Origin of the sequence: Spongiibacter sp., from assembly GCF_041602295.1 — a bacterium.
In the GTDB taxonomy this organism is placed as follows: domain Bacteria; phylum Pseudomonadota; class Gammaproteobacteria; order Pseudomonadales; family Spongiibacteraceae; genus Spongiibacter.
This window is the reverse complement of sequence record NZ_JBFIGO010000077.1, coordinates 1-14,161: the sequence shown is the minus strand read 5'-3', so window position 1 is coordinate 14,161 and position 14,161 is coordinate 1. Positions and strand designations below refer to the sequence as shown.

General features: G+C 60.2%; 15 protein-coding genes. 7 read left to right on the top strand and 8 right to left on the bottom strand.

What is annotated here, in order from left to right; translation table 11 throughout:
- A partial coding sequence (locus ABYM29_RS11885; protein ID WP_372864985.1) for an MASE1 domain-containing protein occupies window positions 1–913 on the bottom strand: 913 nt, incomplete at its 3' end.
- Between the two features lie 99 nt (window positions 914–1,012).
- A complete protein-coding gene (gene yihA, locus ABYM29_RS11880; protein WP_372864984.1) occupies window positions 1,013–1,666 on the bottom strand; it encodes a ribosome biogenesis GTP-binding protein YihA/YsxC in 654 nt (217 codons plus the stop codon).
- A gap of 193 nt (window positions 1,667–1,859) precedes the next feature.
- Here yihA and ABYM29_RS11875 point away from each other — a divergent pair, with 193 nt between their 5' ends.
- The 3 genes from ABYM29_RS11875 (at window position 1,860) to ABYM29_RS11865 (ending at window position 3,637) form a co-directional block, all read left to right on the top strand.
- Entirely contained in the window at window positions 1,860–2,123 is a 264-nt protein-coding gene (locus tag ABYM29_RS11875) for a cytochrome c5 family protein (RefSeq protein ID WP_372864983.1), read from the top strand.
- A gap of 39 nt (window positions 2,124–2,162) precedes the next feature.
- Entirely contained in the window at window positions 2,163–2,789 is a 627-nt protein-coding gene (locus ABYM29_RS11870) for a cytochrome c (RefSeq protein WP_372864981.1), read from the top strand.
- Window positions 2,790–2,929: 140 nt separating this feature from the next.
- The gene (locus ABYM29_RS11865; RefSeq protein WP_372864980.1) at window positions 2,930–3,637 is read left to right on the top strand and encodes a thiol:disulfide interchange protein DsbA/DsbL; all 708 of its coding nucleotides are present in this window, start codon (window positions 2,930–2,932) and stop codon (window positions 3,635–3,637) included.
- Between the two features lie 64 nt (window positions 3,638–3,701).
- Here ABYM29_RS11865 and ABYM29_RS11860 read toward each other — a convergent pair whose 3' ends face one another.
- Window positions 3,702–4,340, bottom strand: coding sequence for a TetR/AcrR family transcriptional regulator (locus tag ABYM29_RS11860; protein ID WP_372864979.1), 639 nt, complete (start codon window positions 4,338–4,340; stop codon window positions 3,702–3,704).
- Between the two features lie 147 nt (window positions 4,341–4,487).
- On the opposite strand from ABYM29_RS11860, the gene ABYM29_RS11855 reads away from it, so the two are divergent.
- From ABYM29_RS11855 to ABYM29_RS11845, 3 genes are all read left to right on the top strand, one after another.
- A complete protein-coding gene (locus ABYM29_RS11855; RefSeq protein WP_372864978.1) occupies window positions 4,488–5,306 on the top strand; it encodes a sterol desaturase family protein in 819 nt (272 codons plus the stop codon).
- A 36-nt stretch (window positions 5,307–5,342) separates the two neighbouring features.
- Window positions 5,343–6,380, top strand: a complete 1,038-nt coding sequence (locus ABYM29_RS11850; protein WP_372864976.1) for a hypothetical protein — start codon at window positions 5,343–5,345, stop codon at window positions 6,378–6,380.
- A gap of 117 nt (window positions 6,381–6,497) precedes the next feature.
- Complete coding sequence (locus tag ABYM29_RS11845) at window positions 6,498–7,400, top strand: DMT family transporter (RefSeq protein WP_372864975.1); 903 nt, start codon at window positions 6,498–6,500, stop codon at window positions 7,398–7,400.
- A gap of 9 nt (window positions 7,401–7,409) precedes the next feature.
- Here ABYM29_RS11845 and ABYM29_RS11840 read toward each other — a convergent pair whose 3' ends face one another.
- The gene (locus ABYM29_RS11840; RefSeq protein ID WP_372864974.1) at window positions 7,410–8,291 is read right to left on the bottom strand and encodes an AraC family transcriptional regulator N-terminal domain-containing protein; all 882 of its coding nucleotides are present in this window, start codon (window positions 8,289–8,291) and stop codon (window positions 7,410–7,412) included.
- A gap of 160 nt (window positions 8,292–8,451) precedes the next feature.
- On the opposite strand from ABYM29_RS11840, the gene ABYM29_RS11835 reads away from it, so the two are divergent.
- Window positions 8,452–9,600: an iron-containing alcohol dehydrogenase gene (locus tag ABYM29_RS11835; protein ID WP_372864973.1), complete on the top strand. Its 1,149-nt coding sequence runs from the start codon at window positions 8,452–8,454 to the stop codon at window positions 9,598–9,600.
- 4 nt (window positions 9,601–9,604) lie between these two features.
- Here the strand turns inward: ABYM29_RS11835 and ABYM29_RS11830 are convergent, their stop codons facing one another.
- The 4 genes from ABYM29_RS11830 to ABYM29_RS11815 form a co-directional block, all read right to left on the bottom strand.
- Complete coding sequence (locus ABYM29_RS11830; RefSeq protein ID WP_372864972.1) at window positions 9,605–10,741, bottom strand: alpha-L-glutamate ligase-like protein; 1,137 nt, start codon at window positions 10,739–10,741, stop codon at window positions 9,605–9,607.
- Entirely contained in the window at window positions 10,738–12,273 is a 1,536-nt protein-coding gene (locus ABYM29_RS11825; protein WP_372864971.1) for an inactive transglutaminase family protein, read from the bottom strand. The genes ABYM29_RS11830 and ABYM29_RS11825 overlap by 4 nt, the downstream gene beginning before the upstream one ends.
- Entirely contained in the window at window positions 12,270–12,848 is a 579-nt protein-coding gene (locus tag ABYM29_RS11820; protein ID WP_372864970.1) for an ATP-dependent zinc protease, read from the bottom strand. Before ABYM29_RS11820 ends, ABYM29_RS11825 begins: the two co-directional genes overlap by 4 nt.
- Window positions 12,849–12,959: 111 nt before the next feature.
- A partial coding sequence (locus tag ABYM29_RS11815) for a deoxyribodipyrimidine photo-lyase (RefSeq protein ID WP_372864969.1) occupies window positions 12,960–14,161 on the bottom strand: 1,202 nt, incomplete at its 5' end.

The window sequence follows — 14,161 nt, the reverse complement described above, 5'->3', positions numbered from 1 at the left end:
CGTGGCTCTCCTCAAAGCCAGAGCGTTCGTCCGCGGTGATTCTGGGGGCCCAGCCGAGGGCGGAAAAGGCATTTTTATACCTCGAATTGACAATGAAATGATGAAATTCTTCGCGGCTTACGAAATTGCTCGAAGTGATAAAATTCGCGGTGAATTCCAGCGGCAATAACATCTCACTGATCGATCGGCTGAACTCTTTTTGGATGTTCTCGGCGAATGTGCGGCTGGCATCGTTCAGCTCTTCGCGCTGGTGATGATTCAGCGCCAGATGCCCGAAGCTGATAAACAGCAGCATGAATGCCACGGGTACAACGTGGATAGCAAAGAATCGAGACGTGATTCTTACGCGGGAAAAAAGAAATAACACGAGGGGGCAAACCATGGCGATGCCGACGGCGTCACCGGCCCACCACGATAGCCACTCAAAGGGGACTTGTTGCCAGTTAATGAGATCCAAGCCCAGTATGCCGGCGGTGGTGATGCTGGCGGTGAGGGTGGTCGGAATAATGGCGGCGTAGAACAGGAAAGACCAGACCGAGCCCTCGGTGCTTAACAGCATTGCTCTGGTAAAGTAGCGTCGCGTTAAGGTGGCGGCTAGCCAGCACTCAAGGGCTGCGCCGGAGGCAATGATAATGTTGAGTACTACATTATCCTGAGAGGATGCCTCGCCGGCGTTTGCCAGTATCGAACCCAGAAAGACCCAGGGCCAGGCGGATCGTCCAAGCAGCAGGCAGCCCGCCACCGCGACGCCGGCAGCGGGCCAAAAGGCGGATGCATAGCCTGGGGGTACGGCCATGGCGTGGCCGAGCAGGCTGAGCAGAATATACGCAAGCGTCAGTGCCAGCCCACCGGCGCTGCGGCGGGCGAGTGGGCTTTGGTCGAGCCAGTGCTTGAGTAGTGCGTCCTGGTACATAAGCGTCCGAGCCGTGCAGGCTGTTAAACTCAGTATAACAATGACACATTCTAGACGGCTTGCGCGGTTGTGCGACCTGTTTTGGTGCGCTTTTGGGGCCTAGTCGAGCAGCGCCGGGTCTTCGTCGTCTTCTTCAAATTTGGTGGTCAGCCACACATCGAGTTGTTCGCGCAAGTCCTCCAGGCCGTCACCGCGCGGCGCCGAAAACAGCTGGGCGCTAACCAGGCCGCCGTAGGGCTCTAGGGCCTTGCGCACTTTCAGCAGGGTGGCCATGGCCGGGCCGCGCTTGAGCTTGTCGGTTTTGGTCAGCAGGATGCGCACCGGCATGCTGGCCTGGTGGGCCCAGTTGAGCATGGTAGTGTCGAACTCGGTGAGGGGGTGGCGGATGTCCATCATCAACACCAGACCGCGCAGCGACTGGCGGTGCTGGAGATAGTATTCCAGGTTTCGCTCCCACTCCTGTTTGACCTTGAGTGGCACTTTCGCGAAGCCGTAGCCGGGCAGATCCACCAGCCGCATGCTGTCGTGTTCGTCGACCGAGAAAAAGTTGATCAGCTGGGTGCGGCCGGGTGTTTTGCTGGTTTTGGCCATCTTGCTGTTTTCGGTGAGGCGGTTGATGGCGCTGGATTTGCCGGCATTGGAGCGGCCGGCAAAGGCGACTTCCGCGCCCGTGTCCTCGGGGCATTGGGCGAGCTTGGGGGCGCTTTTCATATAGACGGCGCGACGGTAGTTAACAGAGTTGGCCTTGGACATAGGGGATCCGGAGAATATTGCAGTGCGGGGCGGGTCAGAGGGCCAAAAAATGGCCCCGACTCGGGCTTGTTGTGTATAATGCCGCAGTTTTTACGGGGGGTCATCACCTCGTGTATATAAGTCTTTCAGCGTGCGCGCCGAGCAGGGTAGAGGGTAAATCATGAAAAAATGCTTATTTGCAGTACTTCTCGCTATGACTAGCGTTGTTGCCAGTGCGAGCGTTGATGTTGAAGCGCGCTACAAAAAATCCTGCTACGCCTGCCATGGCTTTGGTGCCAACGGTGCGCCGAAAACCGGCGATGTTGCCGGCTGGGCACCGCGCATGGAAAAAGGCATGGAAACGCTGGTGAAAAATGCCCGCGAAGGCATTAACACCATGCCGCCGATGGGCCTGTGCTTTGACTGTAGCGATGCCGACTTCCAGGCGCTGATCGAATATATGTCGACTGCCAAGTAGAGCGCGACAGAATTTCCGTCTTTGAAAGAGTAAGTGATCATGAACAAATCTCTGCTAGTTTTTCTGACCTCCCTGCTGCTCAGCAATGCCGCGGTGGCACTGGAAGGCAACGCCGCTGCCGGCAAGGCTAAATCAGCCCCCTGTGCAGCCTGCCACGGCAACGATGGCAACAGCCCGGCGCCCGCCTTCCCCAAGCTGGCGGGTCAAGGTGAGCGCTACCTGATCAAGCAGATCAACGACATTAAATCGGGTGCCCGCGCGGTGCCGATGATGGCCGGCCAGACCGATAATCTGAGTGAGCAAGATATCGCCGATATCGCCGCTTACTACGCCAGCAAGACCTCAACCGTGGGTCAGGCCGATCCCGCTCTGGTTGCCAAGGGCGCAGCCATCTACCGCGGCGGTATTGCCGATCGTGGCGTACCGGCGTGTTCGGGGTGTCACTCGCCCACTGGCGCCGGCATGGCTGCCGCGGGCTTCCCGTCACTGGCGGGTCAGTACGCGGAGTACACCGTGGCCCAGTTGAAGGCCTTCCGCGCCGCGATGGACGGTCGTGAAGGTCGCAATAACGACGGCGAGGGTAAGATGATGCGGATGATCGCTTTCAAAATGAGCGATGCCGAGATCGACGCCGTAGCTAGCTTTATTCAGGGCCTGCATAATTAAGCGCGGGCTTGGGTAAAAAGGCGGCTGCGGCCGCCTTTTTTGTGCCGCAGAGATTGCGTGGCGTGAAGCGGAACCGCGCACAAGCGCGCGGGTCTGATACACTCTGTGCGCATTGCCAAAACGAATACCAAGGGGAAACTATGATTAGAAGAAGCCTTTCACTGTGTTTGCTGGCCCTGATGACCGTGTCGATGTCGGCCTGTAGTAATGGTGAAGAAAGCGTCAATGCCTCCGCCAATGTGTCCGCTAAGGCGGCTACTGAACAGCGCGCGTCTCCCCCCGCCAGTGCGGTCAATGGCGAAGGCTTTGTGCGTATTGCCCAGCCGGTGCGCACCTCCGACCCCGATAAAATCGAAGTCAGCGAGGTGTTCTGGTACGGCTGCAGCCACTGCTTTGATTTTGAGCCCATGGTGCACGCCTGGTCCAAGCAGCTGCCAGACGATGTGGTATTTGTGCCGTCCCCGGCGATGTGGAATGACTTGATGGTCTTGCATGCCCAGGCTTTTTACACTGCCAAGGCTTTGAACATTTTGGACCAGGTGCATCAGCCCCTGTTTGACGAGATTAATCTGAAGAAAAACCCCCTGCGCGATCGCGATGCGATTGAACAGGTATTTTTGGCGCACAGCAATGTGTCCGCAGAGACCTTCCGCAAAACCTTCGACTCCTTTGGCGTGAAGAGCCAGGTGCGCCAGGCCGATGCCCGTGCGCGCAGCTACGGCATTGCCGGTACTCCGGAGCTGATCGTCAACGGTAAATACCGCGTGACTGGTCGCGCAGCGGGCAGCAAGGCCAATATGCTGAAAGTGGCCGAGCAGCTGATTGAGCAGGAGCGCGCGGCCCGCTAAGTGAGGCTGCGCGACGAAAAAGCGCGGCTTTTGCCGCGCTTTTTTTTTGCCCTGACTCTGGGCCTCAGCGGAAAATCATGCCCTCGATCATCGCCACATAGACATCCATGGCCTCGCGCAGCGAGCCATTGTTCTGCAGGCCGTACTGAAACAGTGCCACCCCTACACCGCCCCCTAAAAACGCCGTCACCAGATTGTCCAGTGTGGCCTCACAGCGCAGCTCGCCGCGCTGCTGGGCATTGGCGAAGCCCTGTTTGAGAACATCCATCACCGCATTGTTCTGGCCGCTAAGCGCGTCGTGGAGTTCGCGGTGCCGGCGCATTTCTATCGGCACGGCGGCCAGCAGGCCGGTGATCGCACTGTCGCGGTCGTGGGCATCTGCGGAGGCGAGCAACACGCCGATAATTTGCTCGCGCAGCGTGTCGGCACTGCTCAGCGCCTGCTCGTAGGCGGGCAGCAACAGCGCCTGGGTATCGGCCAGGGTGGCCAGATAGAGCTCGGTTTTGGAGGGGAAGTAGCTGTACAGCGCGGCGTGGCTAATGCCGATCGCCTTGCCGACATCCTTGAAGGTGGTTTGCGCATAACCCTTCTCGGCGAACAGCTGTCGGGCGGCGGGCAGCAGCTTGGCCAGGGTGTCTTCGCGGCTGCTGCCGCGGGGGCGGCCGGCGCCGCTTTGCATGGGAGGGGTAGCTTCTGTCGACATAATTCGGCGCAATAAACAAAAGCCCTATGGTAACGCAGTAAATTACAGATCTGTAAATTACTTGTAAAAGTCGGCGCGCCGTATTAATTTACACTCACGTAACTTACTTGTGTGTAAATTAATGGCGCGCGGCGCGCCGGGGAGAGTATGGCCATGCAACTGGGCCTGCAGGTTTGGCAGTATATTTTGATCGGCGTGGTCGGCGGCAATGCCCTCTACGCCGGTCTGGGTGGCTTGGTGCACTGGTGGTATTACCGCCGCAACCGCGAGCACAGCCGCCGCTGGAAGATTCAGCCGGAACGCTTTCTGGCCAAACGCCTAGACCGTGAAGCCATGTGGCTGGGCCTGTTCAACTTCAACTTGGCCACGGTGGTGATGGCGACACTGGCTTGGGGGGTATTTGAGCACGGCTGGTCGCGGCTGTACTTTGACTTTTCGGCCTACGGCTGGGACTACACCCTACTCAGCCTGTTCCTGTGCTGGTTGTTTATAGAGGCAGCCGCCTACTACATGCACGCCGGCGGTCACCTGCCGTGGTTTTATAAGCGCTTTCACCATATTCACCACCGCTATAGCACGCCCACGTTTTGGACCATTTCCGCCATGCACCCGCTGGAGTGGATTGCCCACGCCTCGTATATCGCCCTGCCGGCGTTCATTATTCCCATGCATATCGGCGTGTATATGACGGTGGTCGGCATGACCTTTGTGCTGGGCTACTGGGACCACTGCGGCATCAAGTTTCCGCGCATCCCCCTGCACGGCTCGAATAAATTCCACGACGATCACCACAAATACTTCCATGTGAATTTTGGTTTCACCTGTAGCCTGTTTGATCGCCTGCACGACACCGCGCGCCGCGAGGGCCACCACTACGACGAGCTGACCTTCAACGGCGGCAAGGGCCGGTTGCGCAAACCCGAGGCCTTGGGCGAGCAGGTACAGGGGCCGCTGGTTGAATACTAAGCCGGCATTTACCGACAACAATAAGACGAGCTGATCATGAACGAGCATATTGCCTACGCCATGCGCAATGAGGCGGCGACCGAGAGTTTTATCTATTTTAATGCGCCGTCGGCGCTGCAGGACTGGAGTTTTCTGGCCGTGGAGTGGCTGCTGATCATCGGCTTTGTGCTGACGGTCGTCCACGCGATTCGCCACAGCCGCGCCAGCGGCAGTCCGTCTGCCCTCTACACGCTATTGGGCGCCTTCCTCTACGGTTTGGCGATGGACATTATTTCCTATTACACCGTGGAGAACTTCTGGCACGGCGAGTTCTCGGTGATGTTCCTCTACAACCGCTTGCCGCTGTATATCGCCCTGTTTTATCCGACCTTTATGTACCACGCCTTTATGACGATCCGCCGCTACGACTTCACGCCGCTGGTGGAGGCAATCAGCGTCGGCTTTTTTGCCGGGCTCAGCTATTTGATTTTCGACAATATGGGGCCCCAGCTCGGCTGGTGGATCTGGGATCGCACGGACCCGACGACCTGGCCCTATGTCAGCAGTGTGCCGCTGACCAGCTACCACTGGTTCTTCCTGTTTACCGGCGCCTTTGCCTTGCTGGCGCGCAAGATCTGCTGGGACTGGCCGGCCCAGGGCAAGTCGACGGCGGCCATTTACAGCGGCATTGCCACCCTGCCGGTGACGACGATAGTTTTCGGCGCCCTGCTGTTCATTCCCTACAATATTTTCTCCAAGAACATGCCGCCCTGGGACATGGCGCCGTGGACGGCCGACTTTGCGTTGGCGTCGCTGGTACACGCCGTCGCTTTCTTTGCCGCCGGCATGGTGTTCCTATTTAACTTTCGCCGCCCGGCCCAGCCCCGAGATGGGCTGTTAATGCTGTTCCCCATGGCTTATTTAACGACCCATCTCTACCTCTACATCGCCAAGTTTGAATTGTTCTTTTCGGTCAGCGCCGACGGCCTGACGCAGGCGGGCCTGGCCGCCGGCAATCTCGTGGCGGCAGTGGTGGCGATAGTGGCCTCCGCGGCGCTGGTGTTGCTGAGCCATCCAGTGCCGAATCGGCGCTAGCCGCGTCGTGTAAAGTCGCGGCTGGCTGGGCCGCGGCGCGTTTCGACCAAGGTCGCCTGGGGTTGCGGCGGGCGCTGCCCTATAATGCCCGGCTACATACTCGCTTGGGTTAGCCCGATGTCTCCGCTCCGCCTTGCTGTTTTCACCGGCTTGTCGATGCTGGCCTTTACCGGTAACGCGCTCATCTGCCGGGCGGCGCTGCTCGGCGGCAGCATCGATGCCGCCAGTTTTACCGCGCTGCGCCTGTTGTCGGGCGCGCTGATGCTGTGGCTGATTGTTTGGCTGCGCGGCCTTCAGCGCCGGGCCGCAGCGCCCTCGCCCCGCGCCAGCTGCTTGTCGGGCCTGGTGTTGTTTGCCTACGCCGCGGCCTTTTCCTACGCCTATGCAAGGGTGCCCGCCGGCGCCGGTGCATTGATTTTGTTTGCCGCGGTACAAACGGTGATGATCGGCTATGGCTTCTATCGCGGCGAGCGTTTTATCCCGCTGCAGTGGCTGGGTTTATTGCTGGCCTATGGCGGCCTGTTGGCGCTGATGTTGCCCCGCGCTGGGGCGGCTTCAGCAAGCAGCCCGACACCGTTTGCCTATGCCATGATGCTGCTGTCGGGCGGCGCCTGGGGGGTGTACTCCCTGCTCGGGCGGCGCGGCGGCGATCCGCGGCTGGTATCGGCGCATAATTTTCTCTATGCCCTGCCCTTTGCCCTGTTGCTCAGCCTGGTCATGTTGTGGCTGGAGGCGCCCCAGTGGGGACGCGAGGGTGTGCTCTATGCCCTGTTGTCGGGGGCCGGTGCCTCGGCGCTGGGTTACATCGTGTGGTATTCGGCGCTGCCGGCGCTCAAGGCGACAACGGCGGCCAGTGTTCAGCTGAGCGTGCCGCTGATGACGGCGCTGGGCGGCATCGTGCTGCTGTCGGAGCCCTTTACCCTGCACTTCCTGCTGGTGTCGCTGGCCATTGTCGGCGGGCTGGCACTGGTGATCTTCAGCAAATCCCGACGCGTGGCGAAAAGCGGTCTGCGGCCCTAGGGCTTAGAGCTAGGCGGACAGACTGCGCGGCGCCTGTTTGAAGTGGCGCTTGAATTCGCGGCTGAACTGCGAGGGACTGCTGTAGCCGACCATACGCGCCGCCTCGTTGGCACGGCGGCCCTCGGCGAGGATGAGTTCGCGGGCCTTGCTCAATCGCAACTTTTTAAGGTATTGCAGTGGCGACTCCCTGGTTACCTGCCGAAAGGCGCGGTGAAAGGCCGACACACTCATTGCCGCCTGCTCGGCCAGGGCTTCTACGCTGAGGGTGTCGGCGTAATCGCGGTGGATATGCACCAGCACCTTGGCGATGCGCGCATAGTGGCTGTCGTGCTGGGCGAGTTCAAACAGGATATGGCCCTTGGGCCCGGTCAGTACCCGGAAGATCAGTTCGCGGACAATCGACGCGCCCAGTATGGCCGCCTCGCTGTCGCTGAGCAGTGCGTTGAGCAGTCGCTGGGTGGCATCGAGCATCGCCGCGCTGAGGTCATCGGCGGTGAGGCCGCAGTCGTCGCGCGGGCGTTCTGCCGGACAGCTTTTCAGGGCCTGGAGTTGGCTGACCAAATCCTGCAGCAGGGCGGCATCTACGGCAATGGAAATGCCCAGCAGGGGCTGGTTGCCGTCGCTGTGCGACTCGCACTCCAGTGGCAGGGGGACGCCCTGCACTAGATACTGCCCGGGGCCGTAGTCCAGCTGCTGGCCGTTGAGGTAAATGCGCTTGCGGCCCTGCGCCATAATGATGATGCCGGATTGATAGACAAAGGGCTGTCGCGGGCTGCCGTGGCTGGCGCGGTAAAAATGCACGCCGGGAATGGCGGTGCGGGCACTGCCCTCCAGCTGTTCCAAGGCCTTCGCCTCGACATAGGCGTTCATCAGAGCCGCGAGTGCCGACATGGGGGATCTCCTATACTAAGCTCGCAAGATAGGGGTTTAGGCATAAATAGGCAAGTAATAGCCAGTTATATTGGTTTTTAGATGGCTGATTTGCCAGTAATATGCATATTGTCTTGTCGTCGATAGTGCGGCGACCGGTAACCAGATAGCGAGGCCTGCAATGAAATTCTCCTTTGTTAACCCCACCCAGATCCATTTTGGCCAGGGCCAGATTGCGCGCATCGCCAAGGCGATTCCCGCCGATAGCAAGGTCTTGCTGCTCTACGGCGGTGGCTCGATCAAGCGCAATGGCGTGTACCAGCAGACTGCTGCGGCGCTGGCTGGGCACCAGTGGCAGGAGTTCGGCGGCGTCGAGCCCAACCCCACGGTAGAAACCCTGGATCAGGCCGTTGCCCAGGTTAAAGAGCAGGGCTTGGATTATATTCTCGCGGTGGGCGGCGGCTCGGTGATTGACGGCGCCAAATACGTGGCGGCAGCGGCCCTTTACGACGGCGACGGCTGGGATATCTTGCTGGGCAAATACCGCGTCGCACAGGCGCTGCCCATCGGCGCTATCTTGACCTTGCCGGCCACCGGCTCGGAGTCCAATGGCGGCTCGGTCATTACTAAAAAGGCCACGCGCGACAAATTGAATTTCATGTCGCCGCTGGTCCAGCCGGCCTTTGCGGTGCTCGATCCAGACGTGATGAAAACCCTGCCTGAGCGCCAGCTGGCCAACGGCCTGGTGGACGCCTGGATGCACACCTGCGAGCAGTACCTCACCCTGCCCACCGACGCGATGGTGCAGGAAGGCTATGCGGAAACCCTGCTGCGAACGCTGAAAACCCTGGGCGACAATTACGCCCAGCGCGACAGTGACAGCTGGCGGGCGAACTTAATGCTGGCCGCCAACCAGGCATTGAACGGCTTTATCGGCAGCGGTGTTCCCCAGGACTGGGCCACCCATATGATCGGCCACGAGCTGACCGCCCTGTACGGTGTCGATCACGGCCGCTCTCTGGCCATTGTCCAGCCCTGGCTGCTGCGCCATCAGATCGAGGTGAAACGGCCCAAGCTGGAACAGATGGCGCGCAATGTGTTTGCGCTGGCGCCGGCAGAGGATTTGGCCGAGCGCTGTATCGACGCCATCGAAGCCTTCTACCACAGTCTCGATGTGGCGACGCAGCTGACCGAACACGGCGGCGACAAGGCAGCGGCGATCGATAGCATTGTCGCGCAGCTGGAGGCTCACGGCATGGTGAAGCTGGGCGAGCATCGCGCCATCACGCCCAAGGAGGCGCGCGAAATTCTCGAGCAGGCGGTGGCCTGATGAGTTAGCGCTTGTTGTCGGCGTCGTTCGGATCGCGAAGCTGAATGCCGGCATCGACCGAGGGGTCATCGGCTGCCGGCTTGCTGGCGGCGACAATGGCGGCCTCTTCTTCGGCGGCCTGCCGTGCGGCCTGTTCGGCGGCGCGTTGCTGGGCCAGCGCGGCGCATTCGGCGTTGGCAAACTGGCGCTGGCAAAATTGCAGACGTTTTTCCGGCGGCGGCGAGTGGATGCCCTTGCGCGCCAGGCGCTCTATTTCGGCCTCCACGCTGCGACAGCGCGCCGACAGGCCGGTGTCGTTGGCAATCTGAATATTCAGGCCGGGCCGGGCGTTGAGTTCCAGCATCATTGGCCCGAGGTCTTTGTCGAGCACCATGTCGACGCCGATATAGCCCAGCCCGGTGAGTTCGTAGCAGCGCGTCGCCAGTGAGATAAAGCCCTCCCAGAACGGCAGTTGTACGCCGCGCACCGGGTTGGTGGTGTCGGGGTGGCTTTGAATTTTTTTATTCAGCCAGGTGCCATCCAGGGTAATGCCGGTGGCCAGATCCACACCCACGCCGATCGCCCCCTGGTGGAGGTTGGCCTTGCCGCCCGACTGGCGGGTGGGCAGGCGCAGCATCGCCAGCACCGGGTAGCCCTTGAGGACGATAATGCGAATGTCGGGCACGCCCTCGTAGCTGATGGCGCTGAAGATGGGGTCGGGAATGACCCGGTATTCGATCAGTGCGCGGTCGCGATGGCCGCCCAGTGAATAGATGCCGGAGAGGATGCCCGACAGGTGGAATTCCAGATCTTCGGCGCTGAGCAGGCGGCCGCCGGCACTGCGGTAATAGCCTTCAAATTGGTCGGCGATGACCATAATGCCATCGCCGCCGGCGCCCTGTGCCGGCTTGATTACGAAGTCGCGGTGGCCGCCGATAGTGTCTTTGAACTGGCCGATCTGTTTTTCCGAGTCGATGATGCCGTACATCGGCGGCACGTGAATGCCGTTGTCGATCGCCTTCTGCTTGGTCAGGATCTTGTCGTCCACCAAGGGGTATAGGTGGCGGGCGTTGTAGCGCAGCACATAGTCGGAGTTGCGCTCATTGATGCCCATAATGCCTTTCTGGCGCAGCGTCCGCCAAGTGTTCAGCAGCGAGATCATTGGCCTTCCTTCAGCATGGCTTTGAAGCGGAACAATTCACTGATGCGATAGCCGCGGTAGTGGCCCATGGCCAGCATAATGGCCATTAGCACCAGCAGTACCCCGGGGAAGGTGAATACGAAGTAGATCCACGGCGCGTAGCTCATCATTAAATGCGCCAGCGTCGCTGCGATCAGTGTGCCGATGCCGACCTTCATGCTGTGCAGGCCGCCGCGTTCCTCCCAGACAATAGACAGTCGCTCGATGGACATGGTGAGGATGACCATCGGGAACAGGGCGATGGACAGGCCGCGATCCAGCCCCAGCTGGTGGCCGAGCACGCTGATCAGCGCCATGACAATCACTACAAAGGTCAGCACCACCGACAGCCGCGACAGCAGCTGTAAGTGCAAGTGTTCCAGGTAGGAGCGCAGCCCCAGGCCCAGTGCGGAGATGGTGGTGAACAAAATAATGCCCCATACCACCTGGGTTTCGCGGAACGCCAGGCCGATCAACACCGGCGTAAAAGTGCCCAGCGTTTCGATGCCGACGATGTTGCGCAGAAACAGAATCAGCATCACCCCAATAGGAATCATCAAGATGATTTCAAAGGTTTGCTGGGACTGCAGTGGCAGGCTGTACATCGACAGTGCCCAGCTTTTCTGCTGGCGACTGTCGTTAATGGTCTGGGCCAGCATGATGGAATTCATGGTCTGGCGGGTGGAGTTAATTTCTACCTTAAGGTGATGGCCGCCCTCGATAGTGACCAGCGGTGCGTTGCCCGTCCACCACACCACGCGGTCATCGGGCAGGCCGAAGATACCGGTCTCGGTATTGAAGTAAAGCCAGCGCTGGCCGTTGTAACTGCGCATCCACAACTCGGGTGTTTGGCTGATGCCGCTGACCAGACGCAGGGTGTGTACCTGTTCAACGGGGATATGAGCCGAGGACAATAGCAGCTCCAACACCCGCGACTTGCTGCGCTGTGAGTAGTCATTGCCCAGCAGCAGGCGGGCGTTGTCGTTGTTGCTGTCGTTGATCAGCTTGATGGCTTCGCGGATAAAGGTTTCGATATCGGCGGAGTGTTCGCGAATCGGTTTAAGCAACGCCTCGACAGCGACCTTCTCTACGCCTTGAAGTTTGGGGCTTTCGCGAAATTGCGGGCCGGGCTCCTCGCTGGAAAAACGGGTATTGCTGCGCTGGGTAAGCATCAGCCGGTAAAACAGTTGCTGCTGGCCTTCGGCGCGGCGTGCCGACCACACCGCGCGGCGGTTTTGGGCCAATTCGTCGATATTCACCCCGTAATTGCGCGAGATAAAACTTTCGTCCAGGGTAATAAACTTGCTCCAGCTCGGCGGCAGGTGCATCTGCACCTTCACCGGGCTGCGTTCGCGGGCGACAAAGCTCAGCTTGGTGTCGATGACCCATACCGGTTCGGTGGTTTCGGCACTGACCGGGATATTCAGCGCAAAAATCTGCCATGCCGTGCTGCCAGCGCCAATCAGCAATAGCGCCAGAGCCAGTATTTTTACATGCAGCTTTACGCCCTTCATTCGGCGCTCTCCTTGTCAGATGGTGGCCTTGGTTTGCCGCAACTTCGGCTGTCTTGTAGATATTTTGCGCTGGGGTCGACCACGGCGTTAAAAGCGATAAGAGGCTCAGAGCCGACCAGCATGGCCTTGGAAAATTGTCGGCGATCGGCGAGATTGACCTCCACCTTGCGCGACTGTCCGCCGACACACAGGGTCAGTTCCAGAACCGGGCGGCGGTGGTAGTATTTGTCGCCTTCATCGATATCGCCGGCGCGGCGAATAATGCGGATGTGCTTTTCCAGCGGCAGTGACGTGGAGCGCAGTTCGCCACTGGGTAGCACCAAATCAAAGTGCACGATATCCGGCTTGTCGCCGACGCCTTTTTCTACCTTGGCGTTAATGGCATTAATGGAAGCGCTTTCGGCCCCCGTGTCGATTTTGGCTTGGTACTGCACGCCCAGTTCTTCGATATAGACATACTCACTGATACCGAACACGGTTTTTTCCGCCGCTACTGGCGTGGCGCTGGACATAGCGGTGGCAGACAGGGCGATGGTGGCCGCGACTGCCAATACGCTGTTTTGAAGTACTTTCACCTCTCCTCCCGGTTATATAGCTATTGCGACGGCGTCGGATTGCTAGCATAGACACCGTGCGTCGGCGGCGCCAGCGCTAAAATGGCCGCGCGATGCCGTGCCTGCCGGGCTTTAGTCCCTGATTTCCTGAAAAAGTGCGAGGCAAGTTTCGCGGCTCTGGCGGTGATCGACAATCGGCGCCGGGTAATTTTCCACATCCCGCGGTTGGTGCAGAGCCTTGCCCGACAGGGCCGACAACTCGGGGACATAGCGTTTGATAAAGGCGCCGTCGGCGTCGAAGCGCTGTCCCTGGGTGGTGGGGTTGAAGATGCGGAAATAAGGCACGGCATCGGTGCCGGTGGAGGCCGCCCACTGCCAGCCGCCATTGTTTGAGGCGAAGTCGGCGTCGATCAAATTTTCCAGAAAATGCCGTTCGCCCCAGCGCCAGTCAATGTGCAGGTGCTTGCACAGAAAAGACGCGGTGACCATGCGCAGGCGATTGTGCATCCAGCCGCTCTGGGCCAGCTGGCGCATGCCGGCGTCGACAATGGGGTAGCCGGTTTCACCGCGCTGCCAGGCGCGAAACTGTGACGGCTCGTTGCGCCAGCGCAGGCGCTCGGTGTCGGGCTGAAAGGCGCGGCCTTTGACCACGCGTGGAAAATGGAAGGCCACCTGCCGATAAAACTCCCGCCACAGCAGTTCATTGAACCAGTTGCCGGCGCCGGACTTGGCGTCCCAGATCGCGTCGCCGCATTCCAGTTGCAGGCGAGCCAGGCACTGGCGGGGGCTGAGCAGGCCCAGTGCCAGGGCCGCCGACAGTTTTGATGTGCCGTCTTCGGCGGGCAGGTCGCGGCGAACGCTGTAGTCGGGCGCGCGCTCGGCGCAGAACTGCCGCAGCTGCTCCAGTAATGCGTTTTCATCGACCGCCCAGCTGCTGGAGTCGGCCTCTTCGCCAAACGCTGGCGCCTGCGCCGGGCTGAGGGGGGGCTGAGTCGCGCTTGGGCGCGGCAGGCACTGTGGAAAATGCTCGCGCAGACGGCGGCGGACGCGGCGCGAGTAGGGGGTGAATACCTTGTAGGGGCTGCCGTCGTCTTTGGCCCCGAGTGTCGGGTGAACGAGGCAGTCATCCAGCAGGGTTAGCGGAATGTCGAGGGCCGCCCGGCAGGCCTGGTCGCGATGGATCTCGTCGAGCAGTAGTTCTTCGTGGGCGTACACCGTGCGAATGCGCTGCTGTCGGCAGTATTGCGCGAGCGCGGCGGGCACGTTGTGGAAGTGGCCGGCGTCGAGGATGTCAAAGGGGATGCCCAGTGCGGCAAGCTGCTCGGCCAGTGCAT

What these genes read in the sequence shown, in the direction of transcription:
- yihA (WP_372864984.1), bottom strand. Translation starts at nt 1,666, where the DNA reads ATGTCCAAGGCCAACTCTGTTAACTACCGTCGCGCCGTCTATATGAAA.
- ABYM29_RS11875 (WP_372864983.1), top strand. Translation starts at nt 1,860, where the DNA reads ATGACTAGCGTTGTTGCCAGTGCGAGCGTTGATGTTGAAGCGCGCTAC.
- ABYM29_RS11870 (WP_372864981.1), top strand. Translation starts at nt 2,163, where the DNA reads ATGAACAAATCTCTGCTAGTTTTTCTGACCTCCCTGCTGCTCAGCAAT.
- ABYM29_RS11865 (WP_372864980.1), top strand. Translation starts at nt 2,930, where the DNA reads ATGATTAGAAGAAGCCTTTCACTGTGTTTGCTGGCCCTGATGACCGTG.
- ABYM29_RS11860 (WP_372864979.1), bottom strand. Translation starts at nt 4,340, where the DNA reads ATGTCGACAGAAGCTACCCCTCCCATGCAAAGCGGCGCCGGCCGCCCC.
- ABYM29_RS11855 (WP_372864978.1), top strand. Translation starts at nt 4,488, where the DNA reads ATGGCCATGCAACTGGGCCTGCAGGTTTGGCAGTATATTTTGATCGGC.
- ABYM29_RS11850 (WP_372864976.1), top strand. Translation starts at nt 5,343, where the DNA reads ATGAACGAGCATATTGCCTACGCCATGCGCAATGAGGCGGCGACCGAG.
- ABYM29_RS11845 (WP_372864975.1), top strand. Translation starts at nt 6,498, where the DNA reads ATGTCTCCGCTCCGCCTTGCTGTTTTCACCGGCTTGTCGATGCTGGCC.
- ABYM29_RS11840 (WP_372864974.1), bottom strand. Translation starts at nt 8,291, where the DNA reads ATGTCGGCACTCGCGGCTCTGATGAACGCCTATGTCGAGGCGAAGGCC.
- ABYM29_RS11835 (WP_372864973.1), top strand. Translation starts at nt 8,452, where the DNA reads ATGAAATTCTCCTTTGTTAACCCCACCCAGATCCATTTTGGCCAGGGC.
- ABYM29_RS11830 (WP_372864972.1), bottom strand. Translation starts at nt 10,741, where the DNA reads ATGATCTCGCTGCTGAACACTTGGCGGACGCTGCGCCAGAAAGGCATT.
- ABYM29_RS11825 (WP_372864971.1), bottom strand. Translation starts at nt 12,273, where the DNA reads ATGAAGGGCGTAAAGCTGCATGTAAAAATACTGGCTCTGGCGCTATTG.